This window comes from Ureaplasma rhincodontis (assembly GCF_057537535.1).
Genome location: NZ_BAAKAX010000001.1, coordinates 121,328 through 145,436 on the forward strand (window position 1 = coordinate 121,328; position 24,109 = coordinate 145,436).

Below are 24,109 nucleotides of genomic sequence, written 5' to 3' on the forward strand. Positions count from 1 at the left end.
TCAAAGTTTAATTCATAGTTTCATATATTTTTTTGAATAGGAAATATTATGAAAAAAATAACAATTGATAGTGTTGCTGACGAACTTTTTGAAGAATCTAATAAAAAAAACTTCAAAACAAATTGATTTCAAATTTGAAATACTTTATACGAGCATCTTAATGAAATTAAAATTTATAAAAAAGAATATAAAATATTGGGTTATAAAATTTGATTTAACGATTTCAACAAAAATTTTGATAAAGATTATTACTACATTGAGTTTGAAACAAAATATTCAAACAATGTCGGTACTAGAATAATAAATTTGAAAATTAATCAATAATTAAGTTACATTAAAAAAAACCATCCGTTAGATGGTTTTTTTATTATTTAATTAGAAAATCAACTATTTTATTTTGTAGAATTTCTTCTGAGATTCTTGAAGTATCATCACCAATCATTTTTCTTATTGATTTTGAATCACCACCATAAACTTTTGTAAGTTTTTCGATATATTCATCAATTTCTTTTTCTTGAACCTTAATTTTTTCAATTTCAGAAATTTTATCAAATACTAATGAAATAGTAACGGCCTTTTTAGCTTCTTCAAGGATTTGTTTATCAAATGCTTCTTTAGTAGAATTTGTTAATTCTAGATATTGATCTATTGTAATGTTTTGTTTTTTAAGTTCTTGTTCATAGTAATTCATTAATTGATTTTTTTGAACTTCTATTAATGAATTAGGCAAATGAGAGATAGTTGTATTTTTAACTAAGAAATCAACAATTTCTTTTAATGCTTTTTCTTTGTATTGTTGATGTTGTTCTCTATAAAGAAGATCAGAAATATATTTTTTGAATTCTTCAACAGTTTTTACACCATCGATTTTTTGTTTAGCAACAAATTCTTCTGAAAGTTTAGGTAATTTAGCAGATTTCATTTTATTCAATTTAACTTTAAACATAACGGGTTGTCCTGCTAATGTTTTTTCATGATAATCTTTAGGAAATTCTAATTCAATTTCTTTTTCTTCATTAAGTTTCATTCCTACCATTTTATCTTCAAAACCTGGTATGAATTGATTTGAACCAATTTCTAATTCAAAATCTTTTGCAGTTCCGCCAGGGAATGCTTTCTTGTCTTTAAATCCTTCAAAATCAAAAATAGCAATGTCGCCTTTTTCAAGTTTACCTTCTTTTTTATCTGAAATATTTTTAGAATATTTCAACATTTTTTCAATTTCAACATTTACTTCTTTATCGTTTGATTTAGTTGGTTTTTTTTCAGTAATTTTAATGTTTTTATAATCTTTTAATTCAATTTCAGGAACTTTATCATAAATACATTCAAAACTGAATTCATCTTTAGATAATTTAACAACATTTACTGTACTTCCTTCAAGAATGCTTGAATTATTGTTTTTGTATTCTTTAGATTCTTCAAGTTTGGCTATATTGTCATTAATAACATCATTTATGATTCTTGAAATAGCTTCGTTATCATTAATATATTTTTTAGCAATTTCATAAGGAACTTTTCCTTTTCTGAAACCTTCAATTTTAATATTTTTAGCTAGACCTTGTCTTTTTTTCTCAACAGAAGCTTGTCATTCTTGTTTATTAACTTCTATTTCAAATTTAACATTTGTTTTTTCGTCATTTTGTTTAATTATTTTCATATTAATTCCTATGGATTTTTATATATTTATAAACCATTATTATTTTACAATATTTTTAACTATAAAAAGAGCATTAATTAAATCTTTTAATTTTAAGTGTTTTTTTTATTTTTATATTCATAATTATTTTAATGAATTCTATTAATTAACTAATTCTATAAATTAAGTAATAAAGAAAAAATAAACACAAATGTGTTTATTTTTTTGCTTCTTCTAGTGCCTTTAAAAGATCATTAAGATTCTTAATATTAACTAATTTTTCATCATCAATAGTTACACCTAATTCTTCTTCGATTTTAAAAATCAAATTCATCATAGCAAGTGAATCTATTCCGATGTCTTTTAAATTAGTATCAAGATTATTAACATCTAATTTTATTTGGTTTTGACTAGCGATTTTTTGTATTATTTTTATAATATCCATAATAATCTTCTTTTTTATTTTTAATTAATTATATATGAAATTTTATAACTTGTTAATAAACTATTTTGGCTTGTTCATCTACAATTGAACACATTCTTTTTAGTATTGATCCCATGAATGAAAGAGAACCAGTTTGAAGACCTGGAGTAATAGCATGAGCAGCAGAACCTATTCCGTTTTTGATAATTGAACCTTGTTTTTTAGATTCTGCAGCTAAGAATGTGAATAATATTGTGCTTATTCATATAAATAATCAAAACAATAAACTTTGGGCACTATTTATAAATGAATCTTTGTACCCAGGAGCACCTACAATTAGGTTTGTGCTTCCAAACTCAGTTAAATTACTGAAACCTAAAAATACAGTAAATACAGTACCTATAATAATAGTATGAGCTATATTAAAATAATGTTTTGAAGTTTTATAGTAATTATTTTTTATATCTTCATCTTTGAAATAATGTTTTTTGTTTATTAATGTATTAATAGTTAATAATAAAAATTCTTTTGCAAATGTTTTTTTGTTTTTAAATTTAAAAATACCTTTAGCAAACATTAATAAACTTAATAATAAAACAACAATAACAACCATAGTGAATACAACACCGATGTGTGTAAATAATTCTCTTATATTAAACATCATAAATGCCGTAAAAAACATATATAAACATATACTTCCAAATGCATCAAAAAATTTAAATGGAGTTTCTGTATATTTTAAATAAGATTCAAAAGGGCTTTTTGGAATATCATTAGAAATTGTTGCTTCGTATTCTTTCATACTTTTAATAAGAATTTTGTTTTTCTTCTTTTCCACCAATGCGATAGATAAGAAAACAACAAAATTAATAACTAATCAAAGAGTAAAAGCAATAGCATATCACTGTGTCAAAAATACTTTTTGATAAATTGTTTTAATAGTTTTGAAAAATATATCATGATTATTTTCTAATGAAAATGGTCATAAACTAGTATCTTGATTATTTAATCCAATTACAAAGAAAAGACAAGATATTGCTAATACCAAACCACTAATAAAAGTGATTCAAATTAATTTTTTAATTATTTCGTTTTTAGAATTTGTTGCTATTATTTTTCTGAAACTTTTTAATGATGCAAAAGGAATAGCAATAATTAAAGAAAATAATATAAATGCCACTATTCAAGAACCAAATGCATATTGAAATGAAATGATTTGTCAAACTCAATCAGGAGATTTTCCTGAATAGTAATTGGCATAATTTGTAAAAGAACCATATATTAAACCCATAATGATAGCTAATATTAAAGAAATATAATTAGCATATGAGGTTTTAAATATTTTGTTTACAATTTTTGATTTTGATTTATTCTTATTCAAAAAATAACTTGTTAAATAATACACACCTATTAACAACATTAAAGCTGAACTTATACACACAAAAGAAATAGATTTCGGATCTGTTAATCAAATTGAATAATGAGATATTATATTTTGAGGAATTGGAGTTTGAGTCATAATAATTAAATAATAAATTTGTTTATAGCAACAGAAACTGCATTCTTCTGTTTAGAAGTTATGTGTTCATCTGTTAGTAAAAGAATATTTTTGTTTTTAGGTTTTCCGATAAGAATATTGAATCCTGTTTTTTTAAACATTTCATAATCATTACCTGAATCTCCCATTGATGCAAACAATTTTGCTTCAACATTAAGCAATTCGCTTAAAAATTGAATAGCTGAACCTTTATTAATGTTTTTAGGAGTTATTTCAACCACATAATCAGTAGTTATTGAAACATCAACTTCATTTGAAAATTTTTCAGCAATTTGTTTAGAAACTTTAAAAAGTTTATTAGTTGAAAACTTTTTAATTACGTTTATTTTATAAGCATCAGAAATTGTTTCTTCTCATGAAACAATCTTTGTTCCGCCTTTAAAAGAAGAAATAATATTTGGAAAAAAACCAAAACCATATACAGGCATTTTATTTTCTTTTAAGACTTTTTCTGAATAATAACTTATTCCTAATTTATTCTTTTTAACAATTTTAAAAATTTCTTCTACAATAGCCGCTTTAATTTTTCTTTCATAAAGAATTTTTTTATTTACATTATCATATATTAACGCTCCGTTTAAAGAACATAAATATGGAATTGTGTAATCTATACTATTTTCAACTTTTTCTGAAACAGAAGATGCAGAATTTAATGATCTTCCCGTTACAAAAATTACCATTCCACCTTTAGAAATATATTTTTGTAAAGATAAATTATTTTTTTTAGAAACATTATTTCTCTTGGTAACTAATGTTCCATCAAGATCAAGGGCTAAAATAGAAAATCTCATAATATTTTTATTTACTCTTTTATTTTTTTAATTAATGAATCGAAATCTAAAAATCCAACATGTCTTGAATGTTCTTTTCCGTTTTTAAAGAAAACAGTTGTTGGAATACTTTTAATATCAAACTCTTCTGCTAGAGATGGAGCTTCATCAATGTTGATTTTACATACATTGATTTCTGAAGATAATTCTTCGTTTACTTTTTCAAAAACAGGTATCATCATTTTACATGGTCCACATCATGTTGCGAAAAAGTTTACAACAGAAATTTCTTTTGATTTAAGAAGTTCTGTTAATTCTTCTTTTGTTTTAATAAAAATCATATTTATGACCTTTCTTGTTATTAATAATGTTATTTAATAATATCATTTATTAAAATATTAATTTAATTGATTTAATCATATAAGTTGAAAAAAAATAATAATTAGAATAGTTAAATAAAAAAAATAAACACAAAAATTTCATTTTGTATTTATTTTATTTACCTTTTTTATTCTTTTGATTTGATAAATCTACATTTAGGAAAACCAGAACATCCAATGAATTCTTGTCCTTTTTTAGATTTTCTTTCGATTAATTGTGATGAACATTGGGGACATTTTTCTTCCAAATAAACTGGTTTTTCAATCGATTCTAAATGTTTACATGCAGGGAAGCCTGAACATCCAATAAACTTCTTTTGGTATCTAGAAATTTTATAAACAAGTTCATTAGAACATTCGGGACATTTTCTATTAACTAACTCATCTTCTTTTTTAATTATATTTGAGTAAGCATTTTTAAGTTCTTTTTCAAATATTGGCGAGAATTTATTAAGTCTTTCTTTTCAATCGTATTCACCTATTGAAATTTTGTCTAAATTAGCTTCCATTTCTGCAGTGAATTCTTTTGAAATAATATTAGAAAAATTTTTAACTAATGAATCTATTAAATTCATTCCTAATTCATTAGGAATTAACTTTTTATTTTCATTAACAACATATCCTCTTTCTTCTCCTATTCTAGCCATTGAAGAATAAGTAGAGGGTCTTCCGACACCTGAATCTTTTAAAGCAGCAATCAATGTCGCTTCTGTATAGTAAGGAGGTGGTTGTTTTTCATGTTCTGAAAGAACTATATCTTTTGTTTTATAAATAGTATTTAATGTAAGATCTGGAAAAGCTTTGCTTAGTTCTTCTTTTAATTTTTTGAAATTACTTAAAACTAAATAACCATCGAATTCAATGGTTTTATGATTTGTAAAAAAATCATGACCATTATTTTTGAAATATAAACCACAATTTAGGAATATAGGTTTTTTCATTAAACTCATTAAAGTTCTATTTCAAACAAGTTCATATAATTTTTGAATATCAGATGCATTAATTCTAGAACTTGCAGTTAAATTTAAATTAGATGGCATTATTGATAAATCAATAGGCCTAATAGCTTCATGGGCATCTTGTATTTTTTGTTTAGATTTAACAGTTGCCTTTAAGCCTTCATAATAATCAGGACCATATTTTTTATCAATGAATATTTTAGACTGATTAATAAAATCTTCGCTTAATCTTTGAGAATCAGTTCTAGGATATGAAATTAATGCAGTTTGCTTGTTGTCTATTTCAACACCTTCAAACATAACTTGAGCAACAGAAGTTGTTTTTTTAGCACTTCAACCTAGCGAAGTTGCTGCTATTTGTAACAATTTATCGGTTGTTAATGGATTATGATTTTCTCCTGTTGTTTTAGTAGGTTTTGCTTTTTTAACCAATTCAAACTCATGGCCTAATGAATTATAAACTTTTTGAGCTTCTTCTTTAATTCCAAACTTGAATTTTTTAAGACTGTTAGGTGCATCTTTGTAAGGAGTGAATTTTTTTTCTAAATCAACAAAACTCAATTTAACATCTGTAAAAATTTTTGCTTCTATTTCTCATCAGCTAGAAGGAACAAATCTTCTTCTTTCCAATTCTCTTTCAACAATAAACAATAAAGCAACAGATTGAACTCTACCAGCAGAAATTGCATTCAAGTTTTTTCTTACATAATTAGAAAGTTTATATCCGATCATTCTGTCTATAATTCTTCTAGTGAATTGAGAATGAACAAGATTAAAATTAATGCCTGATTTATTTTTAATGGCTTCCAAAATGGCACTTTTAGTAACTTCATTAAAAGTTATTCTTTCACATTTCTTTTTATCTTTTTCAGTCAATATATCTCAAACGTGTCAAGAAATAGCTTCACCCTCTCTATCCGGGTCAGTTGCTAAATATATTTTATTGGCTTCTTTAGCATGTTTTTTAATGTCAGAAATAATAGCTTTTACTTTAGCTTGTTTTTTTGAATCAGTAATAACTGATCAAATAGGATTAAATTCTTCATCATAACCCTTTTTCTTATTTAGCTCTCTTAAGTGTCCACTAGTCGCTAGAATATTGTATTTATCTCCTACATACGATTGAATAGTTTTAATCTTATTTGGAGATTCAACAATAATAAGATCTTTTTGATTTTGCATTTGTTTTACACCTGTCTATATTTACGCTTTATATTTAAAAGAATGCTCAATTAGTTTTATTTTATTAATACTTTTGTTTTCTTTTAAAAAATTTTGCTTATTTTTGCTATTTTCTTCACTATTATTGTTTAAGTAATAGCATTTTCTATCATTATTCATAGTATTTCTATGAATTTTATCAAATTCAGTCAATACTTCTTTAATAGGCTTATCAAGAATTAATCTATCACATAAAGCATATAAAATTCTATTTGTTGTTTGAAACTCTTCAAGATTTACTTCATTATAATAAATTTCTGACAATATTAAATCAACATATTTTGAATATTTTTCCAAAGACGAGTCTTTGATTGATTTATCAGAAATTAAAATAATTTTTAATTTTAAACTTCTTATTTTTTCTAATATTTTCATATTTATCTGCGATTCTAAAACACATAACAATTCTATTTTCTCTTTTGTTTCTTTTAGTTGTTTTATTATTTCATCATCAAAAGTCGAATATAAAGAAAAAACTTTGTTGTTAATAATCACATCAATATCGCCTTTATAAAATATTACAAAAGGTGGAAAATCTATATCTTTAAATTTATTAAAATATTTATCATCTGTTATTGGAATAGCTTCTTTATAAGTTCTAATAACAAAATCATTCTCTTTGATTTCTTCTTGCTCACTAAGAGCTTTCATGACAAGTTGCCAATTTTGTTTGTATTTTTTTAAAAAATACATCAGTACATTTATCATAATAAAAACCTTTCACTTATATATATGAAAGGTTTTTATTTTTATTTAATTTTTTATCAAATAATGTCTTTTATTTTTCCTTGTGATATATCTTCATACAACATATTTAGAGCTCTATTAAAATCTAGTTCATTATTTTTTGAATAAAATCTATATTTTTCACATATAGATTTTAAAAATTGTTCATATTCTTCAGAATCTTCTAATTCGTAATATTTTAATAATTTGTCTTTTATTTTTATAAAAGCAAATTTAATAACATCATAAAGATCAAGGATTTCTTTTTTGATACATCTTATTAAAGCTAAAGAATAAGCTGTTTCAATATCATCTATGTTTTTTAATAAAACCCCAGGAGTATCAATAAGATTAAAGTTTTTGTTTAAACTTACAACGTTTTGATTTTTTGTAACGCCTGGTCTGTTTTCAACTTTTGTTTGTTTCTTATTTTTTAAAAAATTAATTAATGAAGATTTACCAACATTTGGCAATCCTACTATCATTACTAAGAACTCAGGATTAACGACCCCTTTATTTTTTAGTTTATTTATTTTAGGTTCTAAAGTTTTATACATAAAGTCTAATATTTCTTTATTAAACTTTTTGTCTTTAATAGAACCTATAAGAACATTGTCTTCTTTAGTTTTTAAATTAGTTAAATCTTTTTTAAGTGCTATTTTAAAAAATGGTTTGTTGTTTAACAATGAAAGTATTTCATTGTTAGATGATTTAGAAATTGCTCTAGAATCAACAACTTCAATTACAAGATCAACGGTTTTCAATCTATTTCTGATTTCATCAGTTGCTTTTTTCATATGTCCTGGAAATCAATTGATTTTTTGTAAATTCATAATTGTTTCTACTTTTGTTCTATTTGAGAATTTTCAGATTCATTATTTTCTGTATAGTTAGTTAATTTTATTTCACCATCTATACCTAATATTGGGTGAATATATACAATAGAATCTTCATCAATTTTTTTGATTTGTTGAACTAATCACGGTATGTTTTTATACAAACAAATAGTTGAAAAACTATTTGCTTCTTCATCAGAATCTAAAGTTTCTATTACTGTATCTTTCATTCTTATTTTGTGAGTTCAATTTTTATAAAGTAATCTTGAAACAATTTCGGTTGATTTTTCTGAATCAACTTGAACATTCACAATTTTGTTTTTTGGAAAGAAATAACTAATAACCAAACTGAATATTACAGTATCTAAAATAGATACAACTAAATTAGGAGAAAAAATTGCTTGAACTGGTTGAACACCAGCGAATTGATTTGGATCTAAAAAGTATGAACCAATTGATCCGATTGAAACACCTATTAGTAATGAAGCTAAGTTGAAATAAAGTAATAAAACAGAAATAGATTTATTCTTTTTCTTTTCTGTGTAGTAAGCTAAGAAATCAGTTCCTGCCATAGAAGAACCAACTATATATATAACAGCTGATAATAAACCATCAAATAAACTCATAATGATTCCACTAACAAACATAACTAATATTGAGTTCGGGTTTTGGTTGTCTCAAGCAACTATTGCGGCTACATCTAGACCTACATTTCCAAATAATTTGAATGTAGAAGCGCCAGGAATATTATCAATTACCAAACCTGTACATTGTGTGAAAACAATGCAAACGGCAGTTAATATTGTAAATTGTTTTCCAAGTTTAAATCACGAAAATACTAGTAACGGTATGTTTGCTAATAGATACATTCCATAAAACATTAAACTATAAATCAAATCGACAGTTGACTGATTCATTCCTTCTTTTGTTAAAGCCGTTTTAACAATTCTTGCAATACCTTGCAATGAACCACTAATACCAAAACTATATATTCCAGTTTTTTGAACAAAAAATCAAACTAAAACTGAAATAAAAGCAGAACAAAAAGCAACTATTAATGCTTTTTGTCATAATTTATTAACTCTGTAAAATGATCCTAACTTAATTGTTCTTGCTGTATATTTAGTTTCTTTTACAAAATTGTCGTCTCCATAATAAGATTGTATTTCTTCGTTAAGAGAATCGACAGAAGTGTTAAGATGTGATATTCTATTGTTTATTTTTTCAAGATATTCTTGATCGACATTATCTTCAGAAATAATTTTTTGGATTTCATCATCAAGTATTTTTATATGATCTAAAAGTTTATTTCTTTTCTTTTTACAATCTCACAATGTTTTAGGAACTTTAATTTCTTTACATGGTTGAGAAAGAACATATTCAACGTCAATTACTATTTCGCTTTTTTTTGTTTTCATTTTAATTTTTCTTTCTACAATATTTTAAATCTTTAATTTAAAATATGTAAATTTTATAAATAAAAAACCTGAAAAAATTCAGGTTTTGTTGTGAAATTAAACTCTTTCTTTAATTCTAGCTGATTTACCAGAACGACCACGCATATATGATATGTATGCTCTACGCACTTTACCACGACGTATAAGTTCAATTTTTTCAATCATAGGACTATGTAAGTCAAAATTTAATTCAACTCAAACTCCATTAGATTCTTTTCTTACAATAGCTGATTCTGATATTCCTGAACCTTTTCTACGTAATACAACACCCTCGAATTTTTGAATACGAGATTTCTTACCTTCGACAATTCTGTTATGAACAATTATAGTATCACCTGAATCAAACGGAGGAATATCTGTTTTAAGTTGTGGGGCAACAATATCATTAAGTATTTGGCCTTTGTTTATTTTAAAAACACCCATTTTATTCTCCTTTATTTTTTATATATTTTTTGTAAAGATCTGGTCTTTTTTCTTTAGTTCTATTAATTTGTTGATTTAATCTGAATTCTTCAATTTTCTTATGATTACCACTTAACAAAACAGAAGGAACTTCATATCCTTCAAAATTATTTGGTTTAGTGTAAACTGGATAATCTAATAAATTATTTTCAAAACTTTCGTTTTCAAGACTTTCTTTTTTAATAACACCATCTATTAGTCTAATTATGCTGTCTGCCATTATTTGTGAAGCAAATTCTCCACCAGTAAGAACAAAATCGCCAATACTCATTTCTTTATCAATGAAGAATTTTATTCTTTCGTCAATTCCTTCATAATGACCACAAATTATAATCAAATCTTTAACATTTTTTGAAGTTTTCTTAGCTATTTCTTGATTAAAACTAATCCCTTGAGGACTAGTCAATCAAATTTCAGAATTTTCTGTTTTGATTTCTCTTAAACAATTAACTAACGCTTCAATACCAATAACCATTCCCGGTCCACCACCATATTGATAATCATCAACTTGACGATGTTTATTAGTACTATATTTTCTAAAATTAATTATTTTTATTTCTATTAAATTCTTGTCAATAGCTTTTTTGATTATTGAATGTTCTATGAAACTTTCAAAAGCTTCAGGGAACAACGATATAAATGTTACTTTAAACATTTATTATTTTAAGTATGCAAAACCTGATGGCCCTCTAGTCATTGAGAACTCTGAAATTTGTTTAGGTTTTGAATATTTAATAAAACCATCAATTTCCATCATTTTAACACCATCAATTGCAGCATTTTCAAAGTATTTGTCGAATTGTGATTTTGAGAAGATTGATTTAGGACCAAATTCACTTCAAGCTTTGTTTCTTGATAAAGCTTGTGTAGATTTAAGATCAAATTCACCAATAACTAATCCAACTGGTTTAATTGCATAAATTAAAACACGTTGTACATCTCTAACTGGTAATCTTTTCATGAATAAAAAGATTTTGTCTTCTTCAAGAATTTTTTGAACATCATTAATTCCTAATGAAATAATAATGTTAACTTTTTCATCTTTACTTGCATTAACTGCAATTTCTTCTTCTTTAGCAACTTTTAAAGTTTCAGTTTCACGTTTTTTAATTTCTTCTTCAGTATATTTAGAACTTAATTTAGATTTAACTGAACCTAATTTAGATAATAAATCATCTTTTGATTCTTTTTTAACAGGATTGTCTTTAATTGAAAGAGTTTTCTTGTCTTTTTTAATAATTTGAGTTTCTGTACCTTTTTTAAGGTTAACAAACTCTTCCATAATTTTTTCTTTTCTTAAAATTGATCTAACAGTGTCAGTTGGTTGAGCACCAGTTGATAATCATTTTAGAATTGGTTCTTTATTTAATGAAGTTGTTTCATTTAAAGGATCATATTTTCCTAACAATTCAATATATTTACCATTTGATTTTGTTTTTGAATCAACAGCAACAATTCTATAAACAGGCTCTTTATGACGACCTTTTCTTAATAATCTTAATTTAACCAAAATAATTCTCCTAATCGGGTTTTATAGTTTTTTTTATTTTAACTAATAAATTATACACATTTTTTTAATAAAGTGTCAAGTATTTTTTCTTGACACCTAAAAAGACATACCAAATGGGTTTTTTCCAGACTTAAGCATCTTAGAAACATCTTGCATTTTGTCTTTTCCTACTTCTCATTGTTTTAGTAATTTATTCAATTCGTCCATTTTTCTACCAGATCCTTGAATAACTCTAATTTTTCTGTTTGGTTGTTTTTTGAATAGTCTTGGATTTCTTCTCTCTTTCTTAGTCATAGAAGAAAGAAGAATAGTTCAAACTCTCATTTGTTCTTCTGCTATTTCTACTTTAGATTCACTAATTTTGTTCATTCCTGGAATCATATTCATAACTCCTCCAAGTGAACCAAATTTTGACATTTGTGACATTTGATTTAAAAGATCTTCTAAATCAAATTTACCAGACAACATTCTTTGCAAAGTTCCTTTTGCTTTTTTTTCATCAAAAACTTCTTGTGCTTTTTCAGCTAAAGTTACTATGTCACCTAATCCTAATATTCTATCTGCCATTCTTGAAGGATGTCAAACATCCAATTTATCAACAGTTTCACCAACTCCTGTGAAAAATATAGGAACGTTCAATAAAGACACTAAGCTAAAAGCTGCACCAGCTCTAGCATTAGAATCTAATTTAGAAATAATCATTCCAGTAAGTTTTAATTTATCATTAAATTCTTTAGCAACATTAATAATATCTTGACCAGCCATTCCATCAACAGTTAAAATAATTTCTGTCGGGTTATAAACTTTTTTGATTTCTATTAATTCATTCATTAATTCATCATCTGTTTGTAATCTCCCAGCAGTATCTAATATCACAAAATCGTTTTCTTCATATTTGTCTAATGCGTTTTTAACAATTGTGCTTGGATCAATTTGTCCTTCTTGATAAAAATCAACTTTAATTTGTTTTGCTAAAGTTTCCAATTGTTCAATAGCAGCAGGTCTATATATATCTGCGGCTATTAATAAAGGTTTCTTGTTGTGTTTTTCTTTATAAAAATTAGCAACTTTTGCAACAGAAGTTGTTTTACCAGAACCTTGAAGCCCAACAAACATTACTCTCGTTTGTTTTTTATTTATATTAATCTCTCTAGTTTGAGAACCTAAGATAGAAATTAATTCATCTTTTATTATTTTTAATACATATTCTGAAGCATTTTGATTTTTAACTAAAGTTTGTCCTACAACTTTTTCTTTAACATTATTAATAAAAGTTTTAACAACTTTAAAATTAACATCAGCATCTAATAAACTGATTCTTATTTCCCTAAACAGATCTTTTACATCTTCTTCTTTTATAGTAGAACCTATCAATTTTTTTGACATATTCTTAGAAACTATATTAGAAATCATTGATTTCAACATGTTTTACCTTTATATTTTTTTAAAAACTATAAATACATTTTAATACACTAAAATGAAGTTTCCAGAAAATAACTTTTAAAAAAGAGTTTTTGCTTTATAATTTAAACGTTAATCATCTAGGGGTGTAGTTCAATTGGTAGAACAGCGGTCTTCAAAACCGCCTGTTATGGGTTCGAGTCCTGTCACCCCTGCCATTTAAAATTTATATTTCAAAACAAAAAGTAACTGCTTTTACAGTTACTTTTTTTATATAAAAAAATATGAGAATCGAATAAGTTCAAACTCATATTATTTATTTTAATTAAGCAGCAATTTTCTCTTTTTTAATTTTATTAATAAAAGAAGTTTTGTTGCTTTTTTCTTTTTTTGTAGCTACATAATCAATTAATAATTGATCTTCTTTTATTGATGATCACATTTTTGCAACTTTTGCAATATATAGTAAGAAGATTACTGAACCATATGCAACAAATGCAACAGTTCATCCATCCATTACTCTAAGAGTCGAAGTTGATTGGTAATGAACACCAAGAGGGAAGATTGTAATAATAATTAAAAGTTGAATTAATATTGTTGAAATCATATCTTTAACATTATGATATTCTTTTCTCAATACTAATGTAGTACTAAATAAAGCTAAACCAGTTGAGTAAGTTAATGTTCAAGTTACTAAATAGAAGAACACATTAAAACTATTTGAAGAACCTAGTGTTCCATCAAAATCATATAATAGGTTACCACCAACACTTGAAATAGAATTTAGTTGAGCAGATAAATTTATAGGCAATCCATTAAGATCAAATCAATAATCATTATAAGTCATAGCTTTCATTATAACTTCATTAAAAGCAGCGGGGTTTGAATTGTGAAGTTTTTGTAGAACTCCTTGAAGAGACTTAATTTTGTCAGTTTTTTCACCAAGATCAGTATAAACATCTATTTTGTTTTGAAGAACACTCATAATATAGTTGTAATCAACTGAATCAACTTGGAATCATTTTGAAGGAATTTCACCATCTTTAATTGAGTTGTTTCTCATTAATCATTCACCGAATGGTTGCATTGTATGATACATACCACCTGCTATTCCCATTTGTAATAAGAAAGCAACAGCTAATGAACTTATTGAAACTTTAAGGAAAGTTAAAACACTTAATTTTTCATTGTGTTTTTGTAAACCATAGAATAATATAGCATCTGATAAACCAAATGTAATAAACGGCATTGAATACATAGTACAGTATCATACTGTTCTAGTTAATTGCATATTTAGTGGTAATGGTTGAATTAATAAAGTTGAGTTTCAAATGAATAATGACATTAAAGCAATACCTTTGAACACTTGGATAGCAATTAAAGCACCAGAGTGTTTGATAGTATCTTTAAATAATCTTCATGAATTTGAACCAACATTTTTTAAATTAATGTTTGATAATATTGTTTGTTTAAATACATAAATACCTAAACCAATAACTGATATAATTGCACCTAAAGTTGTACCAATACCTATTAAAGTACCATATTGGTTCGCAAAATTATGATCTGCAATTTTAACAGGCAATGATAATAAAGCAGCAAAACCTACAACAAATAATGACATTATTGTTAAAGATATAATAGCAGCTAATATTGATTTTTCGAAATAAATAATCATTATAAAGAAAATTGAGAAAGTGTTTAAGAATAGATAACCAGTAACTGATCATATATAGTTATTAGCAGCGCTTCTTGCTAATAGAGTATTAATATGCCCTGAAGCAAAGAAGTTGTATGCATATGAAGAACCTTGGAAAACAGGAATCATTAATAAAGAATAAATAAATATTACAATTAATGAAGTTCCTAAGAATTGAGGATCAAGAGAAAGTTTTTCACTTCTCTTATTGATCATGCTTGAATTTAAATTGTATTTTTGAATCATGAATAATATTGAAACAACAATAGTTAAACTTAATTGAGTGAATGCAATTTGAATGAAAGCAACAAAACTAATACCAGCAGCAAATTGTGCACCAAATGGATTAATACTTGATGAAATTAAAACTATCGATATAGGTATTAGTGAATTAAATAAGAAGAATAAAACAAAAAACAAAGCGTGTTTTAAAAAATCAAAATAAGCTTTTGAAGTTCTCAAAAATTGATTATTTTCATTTTTTACTTTGGTAGTGTTATTCATTTTAATCTTCATGTTTTGAAGAGATTTCAATTTCTACCTTTTTAAACTAATATTTTTAAAATATTGTAATTTTTCAATTACTAATTTATTTTAACATACAAGCAAGTAAAAAACTACCTGAAACTACAAAATCAGATTTGTCTTCTACTAATGAGATTGTTTCATTATTTATTCCACCATCGAATTCAATATCGATATTTTTCTTATTGATTTTAAATTGATAAACATTATCTAAATTTTTTATGCTTTCATTTATAAACGATTGTCCACCTTTTCCAGGTTCTACGCCCATAATAGTAACACAATCACAATACTCTAAAATATTTGAATATTTTGAGTATTCAGTATAAGGAGAAATGGCAATTCCTGCTTTTATGTTTTTAGATTTTATTGTTTCTAATGTTTTTATAATATATTGAAAATCTAAATGCTCAAATTGAAAAGTAATACTTAGAGTATTTTTGTCAAAGAAGTTTCTACTATCTTTTAAAGGATCAACAGTCATTAAATGAACTTTCATTTTGAAATTGTTTGAAGATAATTTTTTCAGATCATTTTTAGTAAAGGCAACATTATTTACAAGTTCTTTGTCCATTATGTCTAAATGAATTATTTCAAACTTATTTTTTTTAATCAAATTAACAGATTCATTAAAATTAATTTCTTTGAAAGCTAAAAAACTAGGAATCAAATTATTTTTGAATTGCATCAATGATAATTTCTGAAATTGAATCTGTATTATTATTCTTAATTATTTTATCCTTAAAGAAAGCCTTAAAATCTTCTCCTGCATTTTCCATACAGAAAGAATTTTTTGCTTTTTTAAGCATTACATAATCATTAAATGAATCACCGAAAGCAAAAACATTTTTTAAATCAACATCAAATTCTTTAATTATTTTTTTTATTGCTGTTCATTTATTAACATCTCTTGCATCACCATCAATAAATACTTTTGAAGTTAAGTTAATATCTACATCATGAATTTCTTCAAGTAATTTAAATTTAGGAAGTTCATAATTAACAATTTTCTTTTCAGCTTTCATAGAAATATGAACTATATTTTCATTTAAAGCAAATCTTACACCAGATCTATCTTCAAAACTTGAAACATTAACTCCTGCTATAAAATAATCTTCATCTTTAATGTCATATTCTTCTTGTGAACCAAAATAAAATCTTTTGACTTCTGTTTTGTCATTAACTAAAACCAATTGACGTTTATTTATTAAGGCTTTTTCATAGAAGAAATCAACAATAGCTGGCAATAAAACTTTTCCAGTACATTTGATTTCTTTTGTTTTCATGTTGTACATGAAATTTCCATTAGAAAATATAATATAAGTATTACATTTAATTTTTTTAGCAATTTTTAAAAGATTTTCATCAAATGATCTTCCTGTAGCTATACAAATTAAGTGTCCATTTTTGTTAGCCTTTTTTAAAGCTTTTATTGATGATTTATTAACTTTTTTATCCCCATTTAATAAGGTTCCGTCTAAATCAAAACAAAATAATTTTTTCATGTGTGAATATCTCCAATATCATTAATAATAATTGTATTATAAATAAAAAATATCACTCAAAAAGTGATATTTTTTTAAAATTATTGTTTTCTTAGAAGTAGTTCGTTTAAAGAAAAGACTTTTTTTCTAATGTAATTATTAATTAATTTAAAAACGTCTTCAACTTCATAAGTTTCGTTAGATAAAATTCTAAGACCAAAGCCTGAAGTTTCAAAAGCAGATATGCCAACTCTTGTGTTTGTGTCTTTAATAAAAGAATTAACTTCTTTTTTTAATTCTTCAATGTGTTCAAATTTTATTTTTTCTGAAAAATAAAAACCTGTTCCACACCTTTTAAAACCGTTTAGAACACCAAATTGATTTGGGTCTTCTTTTTTAGGTTCAAGAATTAAATTATCAAAAACTTCTAACTCTGAGTCAATATATAGTTCAGTTTTAAGATGCATTAAATCATATGGATGATTATCATCTTTTTCACTATAACCTGAAGAAAATATTTCATTGAAAATAAAGTTTGAACTTTTTTCTAAATTTATTATGTTTTCTTGACAATATTTTGAGTCCTCATATAAAATTATTGAATCATTGTAAAATTCTAACATTGAATTTTTACCAACTTCAACATTAACTTTATACAAAGCTTTTTCATTGTCCTTTTCACATTTATAAATTTTCGTGGCTGATTGTGATGAAATTATTGTTTGAGAATCATCACCAACTGTAATATCAGTTTGGAACGATTCATTTTGCATGATACCACCACCTAAGTGTAGTAACTGAAAATATGGTCTATTTTTTTCATCTTCTAGAAACAAAGGCGCTGAACATCTACCAAGTTTTGTAAAAAAGTAATCACTTTTTGGAGCAATTGTTTGCTCTTCATTAATGCCTTTTTTAACTGATATATAAATATATCCAGCTAATAAATCATATTCTTTTTGGCTTAATCTTTTTAGTTTCATTTATTAAGAATTAAAAACATCCAAACGTTTTTGTAATCATTCAACGATTTCAACCAAACCTTCATCTTTTTTAAGATTTGTAAAATAGAAAGGTTTTGCGCCACGATGTTCAATAGTATCTTTTTTCATAATATCTAAATTAGCGCCAACATATGGTGCAAGATCAGTTTTATTGATAATGAATAAATCAGATTTGATCATACCTTGTCCGCCTTTTCTAGGGATTTTTTCACCTTGAGCAACGTCAATAATGTAAATACTAAAATCAACTAGATCTGGACTAAAAGTAGCGGCTAAATTATCACCACCTGATTCTAAAAATAGAACTTCTAAATCAACATGTTTTTCTGATAATTCTTCTATAGCAGCAAAGTTCATACTTGCATCTTCTCTAATGGCTGTATGAGGACATCCACCGGTTTCAACACCGATAATACAATCTTCTGGTAATATAGAATCTCTTTTTAAGATTTTAGCATCTTCTTTTGTGTAAATATCGTTAGTGATAGCTGCACATTTCATTTTTTTGTTTGTTATTAAATAACGTGTTAGACGTTCTAATAACATAGTTTTCCCAGCACCAACTGGTCCACCAACACCAATAACTAATGGTTTTGACATAATAATTCCTTAATTAAGACATAAATAATCTGATAGCAATGTCTTCATGTTCCATTTGAGACATTTCAAATTCAGTATAATTTTTACAAAAATATAAACTAGCGTTTATTTTCAGAGCTTTTTTAGCAACGTCTTCATAATATTTATTTTTAATATTAAACATAGCTCTTTGTCCATCAAGTTGACCTAATGGAATAGCTCTGATTGAATTCTGTATTAACGCTGAAATTGTAGAATGAGTGTGGGTTAACAATGTAGCTTCAAGATCAATTTTTAAATAATCACATAAAAGAGCATAACAAATGCCAGGGTTTCCTTGTGCTTTGTTTTCTTTAATAGCTTTTTGATATTTTTTAAGATTTTCACAATCTTTATATATATCCAAATAAACTTTTAACATTTGTAATGCGATTCTTTTATTACCTTGTCTTGTTTCTTTTGACATACCTTGAGCAAATGATTTTTTATCAATTTCTCAAATTTTTTCAAAACTATTATTTTTCAAAAAATCATATGTCATAACAATTGCTAATAAATCAACATGTAGAAAAGGACCATAAATGTAAGATTTTAAAATCTCATCTAGTGTTTCTTTGTTGTTTATAATGTTTTTGTTTATGTAGGTTTCTAAACCAAATGAATGAGCAAAAGATCCAATAGGAAAGTTTGCATTTGTTATTTGAAGAACATGTAATAAATTTTTATTTAGCATCGTCAACGTGTCTGAAAGCTTTTTCAAGCTTTATCTTAGTAACTTCAAATGGAGTTTCCATTTTAACTAAATATTCTTCAATTAAATAATCATAAGGAATAATCATAGTGTCATCTTTAAATTGAGCTTGAGCGTGTCTATTGCCTAAGTTGTGAGCAACCTCAGCAATTTGATTTATTGATTTAGGTTTAATAATAATAACTTCAGCTTTTTCAAGAATTACTACAAGAGCTTTCTTATTTCTTTCATCGATTTCTAAAACATCACCATCAAAAATATCTTTGATATTTTCTTTTTTGATGCCTATTTCTGTACCATGATCAGTAGTTTTAACAATAACTTTTTTTAGTAGATCATCAGCTGATAATGAAATTTTTTCTAAATGAAATTCAGAGTAATTTTCAACATCTTTAATGTTCTTTAATATAGTTGTAAATATTTTCATATTTTAGTATAAGAAGTAAAGTTGAGCTAATGCTATTTCTTTTTCAGGATTTGCTAAAATATTTCAGCTTCCTGATTTATCTTTTTTAAATTGTTTTGATCAAACTGAATCAGTTGATAATCAATTTTGTAATGATTTTTCATCAACAGTAACTGAGAATGTTTGAGGATCAACATTTAAATTAGGTAATAAGCTATTGTTTTTCATGCTTTCTTTGTTTACAGTTCTACAGCCTTTAACTGGTAATACATTTCTCTTTAAATTGTATTTTTTTTGAATATTATTTTCAATTGAAAGTTTTGAAACAAATGATAATGAACCAAAAGCAGCTAATGCTTTAGTTGCAGCATATTGATCTCTTAAAATTAACGGTTCACAAGTAGGAATTGATCCATTTGCATCACCAGATAATGCTTTAGCTAATATACCAGATTTGAACACAGCGTATGGTTTTGCACCAAAGAATTTAGGATCTCAAACAATAATGTCAGCAAATTTTCCTTCTTCGATTGAACCAATATAGCTATCAATACCATGAGCAATAGCAGGATTTATAGAATATTTAGCAATATATCTTTTAATTCTGTTGTTGTCATCGAATTCTGTATCATTTTTTAAACTACCGAATTCTTTTTTCATTTTGTCTGCAACTTGTCATGTTCTAGTTACAACTTCGCCTATTCTACCCATAGCTAGGGCATCTGATGAAGTAACTGAAACTGCACCAATATCATGTAAAATATCTTCAGCAGCAATTGTTTCTTTTCTAATACGAGAATCAGCAAAAGCAACATCTTCTGGAACTTTAGGGTTTAAATGGTGACATACCATTAACATATCTAAATGTTCATCAATTGTATTTACAGTATATGGAAGTGTGGGACTTGTAGAAGCAGGGATAAAGTTATTTAAACCAGAAACTACTAAGATATCAGGAGCATGTCCACCACCAGCACCCTCTGAGTGATAAGCATGAATAGCTCTACCAGCAACTGCATCAATAGTATGGTCAACAAAACCACCTTCATTTAATGTATCAGTATGGATTGAGACTTGAACATCTGTTTTATCAGCAACACGTAATGAATGATCAATTGCAGATCAAGTTGCACCTCAGTCTTCATGAATTTTTAATCCACAAGCACCAGCAGCTACTTGTTCTAACATAACTTCTTCATTAGCACCATTACCTTTACCTAAGAAACCAACGTTAATAGGAAAGTCTTCTGCTGCTTGTAGCATTTTTTCTAATCAGAATGCACCAGGAGTTGTAGTAACAGCTTTTGAACCATCATTTAAACCAGCACCACCAGTAATTAAAGTAGTAGTACCATTTTCCAGAGCTACATCTGCTATTTTAGGTTCAATAAAGTGAACGTGAGTATCAATAGCACCGGGAGTAAAGATTTTACCTTCTCCAGCAAAGATTTCTGTTGAAATACCAACAATCATGTCAATATCATCAGAAATAGAAGGATTACCAGCATGACCTATTTTTGCAATTTTACCGTTTTTGATACCAATGTCAGCTTTGTAAATACCATAGTAATCTAGAATTAAAGCATTAGTAATCACTAAGTCCATTACTAATGGATTTGAATGTAATTCAGTAGAACTCATACCCATACCATCACGTAATGTTTTACCACCACCAAATACAGCTTCTTCACCATATTTTGATAAGTCTTTTTCAACTTTAGCTCATAAGTTTGTATTACCTAATCTAACGCTATCACCAACTGTAATACCATATAGATCAGAATATTGTTTTCTAGTAAGTTTTTTCATATTTGAGTACCTCGATTATTTTTTACTGTTTTTCTTAACTTTTTCGTTTCTTAAAGTTACAGCTTTTGAGTAAGGAACTTTAGCTTTTCCATCTAGTTTTCCATCGATCATATTATCAAATCCAAAGATTTCTCTTTTTCCTTGCATTGGGATGATGTCAACTTTTTTGGCTTCTCTAGGTTCGAAACGAACTGAAGTAGATGATGCAACGTCTAAACGCATACCATATACCAGCTCTCTTTCTTTGTCTTCTTTTTTATCTTCAGAAAGAACCTTGATTGATGAGTTTACTTCAAATAAATGGAAGTGTGAACCAATTTGGATTGGTCTATCACCGACATTTTCTAAAATAACTGTTGTTGCTTCTACATTTTCATTAATAGTGATATCTGTTGAAGCGTAATTATATTCACCTGGAATTATATATTTTTTCATATTATTTCCTCTTATTATTCAGAAATTGGATTGTGTATTGAAACTAATTTAGTTCCATCAGGGAATGTACATTCCACTTGGATTAAAGGTATTAAAGTTGCTACACCAGACATTACATCTTTAGAGCTTAAAACACCTCTTGCGCTTTGCATTAATTCTGCAACAGATTTTCCATCTCTAGCGCCCTCAATTACATGATTCGTTATTATCGCAACAGATTCAGGGTGATTTAATTTTACACCTCTGTCTTTTCTGTTTTGTGCCACCATAGCAGCAACTGAAATCATTAATTTTTCCGTTTCTCTTAATGTTAAATACATGATTGCCTCCCGGACTTTTTATGTGTGTTTATTTAAACACCTTTATTATAGTACTTTATTACGTACGCGCGCATAAATAATCCAATAAAAAATAAAATAATTTACATTTTATTTAAAGCAGTTATTCCCAACAATTTTAAAGCGCTTCTTATAATGTCATTTATTGTCATAGTTAAAAGGATTTTAAACGCCTTAATTTCTAAATTATTTTCTTTAGAAATTTGTTCATTTGTATAGAAATGATGGAACAATTTAGACAAATTAACTAAATAATTTGTTAGTTTTGTTGGATCATATTCAACAGCTGATTTGTATATTGTTTGTTCATACATATGAATCAAATTTAGAAGCTCTCTAATGTTATCGGTTTCTTTTATTTTAATTTTAGTGAAATCTATTTCTTTAATATTTATTTTTTCTAATAAATTATTAGATCTTGCATGAGCATATTGAACATAATAAATTGGATTCTCATTAGTATTCAATAAAGCTATATTTATATCTATTTCTAAATGAGTATTATATGAAGTTCCAATCATGAATCATCTAGCAACATCTTTAGTAAGTATTTTTACAAGATCTTGTAGAGTTATAGAATTTCCAGAACGTTTAGAGAGTTTGTATTCTTCTCCATCTTTTGTAAGTCTAACCATTTGCATACATATAACATCCATGATGTCTTCATATCCCAAACATTTAAGAGCAATTCCCATTCTAGTTATGTAACTATAATGATCAGCACCTCAAATGTTTATTAGTTTATCAGGTTTTGGTTCTGAAGTTATTTTTTGTAAATGATAAGCAATGTCTGGAGTGAAATATGTAAAACTCTTATCACCTTTTATCAATACTCTATCTTTATCATCCCCATACTTAGTTGTTTCTAATCACAACGCTCCGTCTTTTTCATATGTAGAGTTTTTAAGTTTTTCAAGAACATTAGGAATTGCATTTGATTGATGTACCTTTTTTTCTGACGAATATTTATTAATTTCCACTCCTATGCTTTTTAAATCTTTTTTTATTTGATTTAATAAATAATTTCCTGAAAATTCTTGAATTTCTTCTCTTGCTTCTTTTTTAGAAATATTAAAATTTTCATCGATTAATTCATCAATGAATTTTTTATCAAATTTTTTATAAAGTTCTTTGGCTACTAATATTATTTCTTCTCCGTGATATGAATCTTCTGGTAAATCAATTTTCATATTATTTTCTTGTTTATATCTAACAAGAACACTAGAAGATAATTTTGACATTTGATTACCAGCATCGTTTACGAAGTATTCAGTATTAACTTCATAACCCACTTTTGTTAATAAGGAATTAATAACATCACCCAATACTGCATTTCTTGCATGACCTAAATGCAAATATCCAGTAGGGTTAGCAGAAACAAATTCCAAATTTATTTTTTTATTTTTCTTTTCAAATATAGGATATTCATCTTTAATCGAGTTTATAGTTTCTAAAATTTTAATATGATCTTCATCTTTAATGTAAAAATTTATAAATCCGGGTTTTGAAATTTCTATGTTTTTAAATGAATTGCTGTTTATTTTAGAAACCAATTCTTCAGCAAATTCAATAGGGTTTTTATTATTTTTCTTAGCAAGCATCATTGCGATGTTTGAACTGAAATCACCAAATTTAATATTTCTTGATTTTTCTATAACTATGCTCGAAACGTCTTCAATCTTCATTAAAGAAAGTGCGTTTTTAATTTCTTTTTTTATTTTTTTAATTATCATGTT

The 24,109-nt window shown here is 26.1% G+C and carries 25 protein-coding genes and 1 tRNA gene; 2 read left to right on the plus strand and 24 right to left on the minus strand.

What is annotated here, in order from left to right; all coding sequences use genetic code 4:
- Positions 1-48 precede the first annotated feature (48 nt).
- Positions 49-324 carry a hypothetical protein gene (locus tag AC27EK_RS00560; RefSeq protein ID WP_487231425.1) on the plus strand — a complete coding sequence of 92 codons (276 nt, stop codon included), beginning with the start codon at positions 49-51 and terminating at the stop codon, positions 322-324.
- A gap of 43 nt (positions 325-367) precedes the next feature.
- On the opposite strand, the gene tig is transcribed toward AC27EK_RS00560, so the two are convergent.
- The 13 genes from tig to ffh form a co-directional block, all read right to left on the minus strand.
- Positions 368-1,660, minus strand: coding sequence for a trigger factor (gene tig, locus AC27EK_RS00565; RefSeq protein ID WP_487231426.1), 1,293 nt, complete (start codon positions 1,658-1,660; stop codon positions 368-370).
- Between the two features lie 196 nt (positions 1,661-1,856).
- Positions 1,857-2,084, minus strand: a complete 228-nt coding sequence (locus AC27EK_RS00570) for an acyl carrier protein (RefSeq protein WP_487231427.1) — start codon at positions 2,082-2,084, stop codon at positions 1,857-1,859.
- A 52-nt stretch (positions 2,085-2,136) separates the two neighbouring features.
- A complete protein-coding gene (locus tag AC27EK_RS00575; RefSeq protein ID WP_487231428.1) occupies positions 2,137-3,582 on the minus strand; it encodes a hypothetical protein in 1,446 nt (481 codons plus the stop codon).
- Between the two features lie 5 nt (positions 3,583-3,587).
- Positions 3,588-4,412, minus strand: coding sequence for a Cof-type HAD-IIB family hydrolase (locus AC27EK_RS00580; protein ID WP_487231429.1), 825 nt, complete (start codon positions 4,410-4,412; stop codon positions 3,588-3,590).
- A gap of 11 nt (positions 4,413-4,423) precedes the next feature.
- A complete protein-coding gene (gene trxA, locus AC27EK_RS00585) occupies positions 4,424-4,732 on the minus strand; it encodes a thioredoxin (RefSeq protein ID WP_487231430.1) in 309 nt (102 codons plus the stop codon).
- Between the two features lie 167 nt (positions 4,733-4,899).
- Positions 4,900-6,912 (minus strand): type I DNA topoisomerase, encoded by a 2,013-nt coding sequence (topA, locus tag AC27EK_RS00590; protein ID WP_487231431.1) that lies wholly within the window; start codon positions 6,910-6,912, stop codon positions 4,900-4,902.
- Between the two features lie 21 nt (positions 6,913-6,933).
- Positions 6,934-7,602: a hypothetical protein gene (locus tag AC27EK_RS00595; RefSeq protein ID WP_487231432.1), complete on the minus strand. Its 669-nt coding sequence runs from the start codon at positions 7,600-7,602 to the stop codon at positions 6,934-6,936.
- 110 nt (positions 7,603-7,712) lie between these two features.
- Positions 7,713-8,510, minus strand: a complete 798-nt coding sequence (ylqF, locus tag AC27EK_RS00600; protein ID WP_487231433.1) for a ribosome biogenesis GTPase YlqF — start codon at positions 8,508-8,510, stop codon at positions 7,713-7,715.
- Between the two features lie 8 nt (positions 8,511-8,518).
- Positions 8,519-9,931: a YitT family protein gene (locus AC27EK_RS00605; protein ID WP_487231434.1), complete on the minus strand. Its 1,413-nt coding sequence runs from the start codon at positions 9,929-9,931 to the stop codon at positions 8,519-8,521.
- A 96-nt stretch (positions 9,932-10,027) separates the two neighbouring features.
- Positions 10,028-10,393: a 50S ribosomal protein L19 gene (gene rplS / locus AC27EK_RS00610; RefSeq protein WP_487231435.1), complete on the minus strand. Its 366-nt coding sequence runs from the start codon at positions 10,391-10,393 to the stop codon at positions 10,028-10,030.
- A 1-nt stretch (position 10,394) separates the two neighbouring features.
- Positions 10,395-11,087, minus strand: coding sequence for a tRNA (guanosine(37)-N1)-methyltransferase TrmD (gene trmD, locus AC27EK_RS00615; protein ID WP_487231436.1), 693 nt, complete (start codon positions 11,085-11,087; stop codon positions 10,395-10,397).
- A gap of 3 nt (positions 11,088-11,090) precedes the next feature.
- On the minus strand, positions 11,091-11,942 hold the full coding sequence (gene rpsP / locus AC27EK_RS00620) for a 30S ribosomal protein S16 (RefSeq protein WP_487231437.1): 852 nt from the start codon (positions 11,940-11,942) through the stop codon (positions 11,091-11,093).
- Positions 11,943-12,038: 96 nt separating this feature from the next.
- Complete coding sequence (gene ffh / locus AC27EK_RS00625; RefSeq protein ID WP_487231438.1) at positions 12,039-13,367, minus strand: signal recognition particle protein; 1,329 nt, start codon at positions 13,365-13,367, stop codon at positions 12,039-12,041.
- Between the two features lie 118 nt (positions 13,368-13,485).
- On the opposite strand from ffh, the gene AC27EK_RS00630 reads away from it, so the two are divergent.
- Positions 13,486-13,561 (plus strand) — tRNA-Trp (locus AC27EK_RS00630).
- A 107-nt stretch (positions 13,562-13,668) separates the two neighbouring features.
- On the opposite strand, the gene AC27EK_RS00635 is transcribed toward AC27EK_RS00630, so the two are convergent.
- From AC27EK_RS00635 to argS, 11 genes are all read right to left on the minus strand, one after another.
- On the minus strand, positions 13,669-15,546 hold the full coding sequence (locus AC27EK_RS00635; protein ID WP_487231439.1) for a hypothetical protein: 1,878 nt from the start codon (positions 15,544-15,546) through the stop codon (positions 13,669-13,671).
- An 85-nt stretch (positions 15,547-15,631) separates the two neighbouring features.
- Positions 15,632-16,255, minus strand: coding sequence for a ribulose-phosphate 3-epimerase (locus tag AC27EK_RS00640; RefSeq protein WP_487231440.1), 624 nt, complete (start codon positions 16,253-16,255; stop codon positions 15,632-15,634).
- Positions 16,239-17,072, minus strand: a complete 834-nt coding sequence (locus AC27EK_RS00645; protein WP_487231441.1) for an HAD-IIB family hydrolase — start codon at positions 17,070-17,072, stop codon at positions 16,239-16,241. Before AC27EK_RS00645 ends, AC27EK_RS00640 begins: the two co-directional genes overlap by 17 nt.
- Positions 17,073-17,152: 80 nt before the next feature.
- Positions 17,153-18,034, minus strand: coding sequence for an urease accessory protein UreD (locus tag AC27EK_RS00650; protein ID WP_487231442.1), 882 nt, complete (start codon positions 18,032-18,034; stop codon positions 17,153-17,155).
- 3 nt (positions 18,035-18,037) lie between these two features.
- The gene (ureG, locus tag AC27EK_RS00655) at positions 18,038-18,655 is read right to left on the minus strand and encodes an urease accessory protein UreG (RefSeq protein ID WP_487231443.1); all 618 of its coding nucleotides are present in this window, start codon (positions 18,653-18,655) and stop codon (positions 18,038-18,040) included.
- Between the two features lie 13 nt (positions 18,656-18,668).
- Positions 18,669-19,367: an urease accessory protein UreF gene (locus tag AC27EK_RS00660; protein ID WP_487231444.1), complete on the minus strand. Its 699-nt coding sequence runs from the start codon at positions 19,365-19,367 to the stop codon at positions 18,669-18,671.
- The gene (locus AC27EK_RS00665) at positions 19,357-19,812 is read right to left on the minus strand and encodes an urease accessory protein UreE (protein ID WP_487231445.1); all 456 of its coding nucleotides are present in this window, start codon (positions 19,810-19,812) and stop codon (positions 19,357-19,359) included. The genes AC27EK_RS00660 and AC27EK_RS00665 overlap by 11 nt, the downstream gene beginning before the upstream one ends.
- Before the next feature lie 3 nt (positions 19,813-19,815).
- Positions 19,816-21,600: an urease subunit alpha gene (gene ureC, locus AC27EK_RS00670; RefSeq protein ID WP_487231446.1), complete on the minus strand. Its 1,785-nt coding sequence runs from the start codon at positions 21,598-21,600 to the stop codon at positions 19,816-19,818.
- A 15-nt stretch (positions 21,601-21,615) separates the two neighbouring features.
- Positions 21,616-22,035, minus strand: a complete 420-nt coding sequence (gene ureB, locus AC27EK_RS00675) for an urease subunit beta (protein WP_487231447.1) — start codon at positions 22,033-22,035, stop codon at positions 21,616-21,618.
- Positions 22,036-22,049: 14 nt separating this feature from the next.
- Positions 22,050-22,355: an urease subunit gamma gene (locus tag AC27EK_RS00680; RefSeq protein WP_487231448.1), complete on the minus strand. Its 306-nt coding sequence runs from the start codon at positions 22,353-22,355 to the stop codon at positions 22,050-22,052.
- Between the two features lie 101 nt (positions 22,356-22,456).
- On the minus strand, positions 22,457-24,106 hold the full coding sequence (gene argS, locus AC27EK_RS00685) for an arginine--tRNA ligase (protein WP_487231449.1): 1,650 nt from the start codon (positions 24,104-24,106) through the stop codon (positions 22,457-22,459).
- Between the last annotated feature and the right edge of the window lie 3 nt (positions 24,107-24,109).